Source organism: Rhodococcus sp. T2V, from assembly GCF_029269925.1.
Taxonomy (GTDB): domain Bacteria; phylum Actinomycetota; class Actinomycetes; order Mycobacteriales; family Mycobacteriaceae; genus Rhodococcus_F; species Rhodococcus_F koreensis.
Genome location: NZ_JARJBD010000250.1, coordinates 1 through 2,165 on the forward strand (window position 1 = coordinate 1; position 2,165 = coordinate 2,165).

Below are 2,165 nucleotides of genomic sequence, written 5' to 3' on the forward strand. Positions count from 1 at the left end.
TCCAGTTCCGTTTATCCGGGCAAACCATCGAAGTGACCAGCGAATACCTGTTCCGTCATAGCGATAACGAGCTCCTGCACTGGATGGTGGCGCTGGATGGTAAGCCGCTGGCAAGCGGTGAAGTGCCTCTGGATGTCGCTCCACAAGGTAAACAGTTGATTGAACTGCCTGAACTATCTAGAGCGCACATTTCCCCGAAAAGTGCCACCTAAATTGTAAGCGTTAATATTTTGTTAAAATTCGCGTTAAATTTTTGTTAAATCAGCTCATTTTTTAACCAATAGGCCGAAATCGGCAAAATCCCTTATAAATCAAAAGAATAGACCGAGATAGGGTTGAGTGTTGTTCCAGTTTGGAACAAGAGTCCACTATTAAAGAACGTGGACTCCAACGTCAAAGGGCGAAAAACCGTCTATCAGGGCGATGGCCCACTACGTGAACCATCACCCTAATCAAGTTTTTTGGGGTCGAGGTGCCGTAAAGCACTAAATCGGAACCCTAAAGGGAGCCCCCGATTTAGAGCTTGACGGGGAAAGCCGGCGAACGTGGCGAGAAAGGAAGGGAAGAAAGCGAAAGGAGCGGGCGCTAGGGCGCTGGCAAGTGTAGCGGTCACGCTGCGCGTAACCACCACACCCGCCGCGCTTAATGCGCCGCTACAGGGCGCGTCCCATTCGCCAATCCGGATATAGTTCCTCCTTTCAGCAAAAAACCCCTCAAGACCCGTTTAGAGGCCCCAAGGGGTTATGCTAGTTATTGCTCAGCGGTGGCAGCAGCCAACTCAGCTTCCTTTCGGGCTTTGTTTAGCAGCCTAGGTATTAATCAATTAGTGGTGGTGGTGGTGGTGGTGGTGCTCGAGTGCGGCCGCAAGCTTGTCGACGGAGCTCGCCTGCAGGCGCGCCAAGGCCTGTACAGAATTCGGATCCCCGATATCCATGGACCCGCGTCCCTCAATACCGGAGCCACCACCGGTACCCAGATCTGGGCTGTCCATGTGCTGGCGTTCGAATTTAGCAGCAGCGGTTTCTTTCATACCAATTGCAGTACTACCGCGTGGCACCAGACCCGCGGAGTGATGGTGATGGTGATGACCAGAACCACTAGTTGAACCATCCGATTTTGGAGGATGGTCGCCACCACCAAACGTGGCTTGCCAGCCCTGCAAAGGCCATGCTATATCTAGACTGGATTTCAAGTACTTATCAATTTGTGGGATAGCTTCAATACGTTTTTTAAAACAAACTAATTTTGGGAACGCATCCAGGCACATTGGGTCCATGTATAAAACAACATCAAGAGCGTCATACAACATGAAGTCAGGATGGGTTACATGATCACCATTTAAATATGTTTTATGACATAAACGATCTTCGAACATTTTCAGCATTTCAGGTAGCTTGCTAAGAAAATCAACTTTGAGAGTTTCAAAGTCTTTACTATATGCAATTCTCGAAACACCGTATCTAATATCCAAAACCGCTCCTTCAAGCATTGAAATCTCTGCACGCTCTTTTGGACAACCACCCAACATGTTGTGCTTGTCAGCTATATAACGTATGATGGCCATAGACTGTGTTAATTTAACATCACCATCAATATAATAAGGAAGATTGGGAAACTCCAAACCCAATTCAAACTTTTTGTTTCGCCATTTATCACCTTCATCGCGCTCATACAAATGCTCTTCATATTTTTCTTCAAGATATTCCAAAAGAAGTCGAGTGGGTTGCACAAGGCCCTTAATTTTCCAATAACCTAGTATAGGGGACATATGTATATCTCCTTCTTAAAGTTAAACAAAATTATTTCTAGCTAGAGGGGAATTGTTATCCGCTCACAATTCCCCTATAGTGAGTCGTATTAATTTCGCGGGATCGAGATCGATCTCGATCCTCTACGCCGGACGCATCGTGGCCGGCATCACCGGCGCCACAGGTGCGGTTGCTGGCGCCTATATCGCCGACATCACCGATGGGGAAGATCGGGCTCGCCACTTCGGGCTCATGAGCGCTTGTTTCGGCGTGGGTATGGTGGCAGGCCCCGTGGCCGGGGGACTGTTGGGCGCCATCTCCTTGCATGCACCATTCCTTGCGGCGGCGGTGCTCAACGGCCTCAACCTACTACTGGGCTGCTTCCTAATGCAGGAGTCGCATAAGGGAGAGCGTCGA

2 protein-coding genes and 1 pseudogene are annotated in these 2,165 nt (G+C 49.0%); 2 read left to right on the top strand and 1 reads right to left on the bottom strand.

The annotated features are described in order from the left end of the window. Positions 1 to 209 (top strand): annotated as a pseudogene (locus tag P3H15_RS53635) (beta-galactosidase domain 4-containing protein); the annotation flags it as partial. Between the two features lie 614 nt (positions 210 to 823). Here P3H15_RS53635 and P3H15_RS56020 read toward each other — a convergent pair. After that, positions 824 to 1,768, bottom strand: a complete 945-nt coding sequence (locus P3H15_RS56020; protein WP_276144764.1) for a glutathione S-transferase mu — start codon at positions 1,766 to 1,768, stop codon at positions 824 to 826. A 79-nt stretch (positions 1,769 to 1,847) separates the two neighbouring features. Between P3H15_RS56020 and P3H15_RS56025 the strand changes: the two genes are divergently transcribed. Then, on the top strand, positions 1,848 to 2,165 hold a 318-nt coding region (locus tag P3H15_RS56025; RefSeq protein WP_276144765.1), incomplete at its 3' end, for an MFS transporter.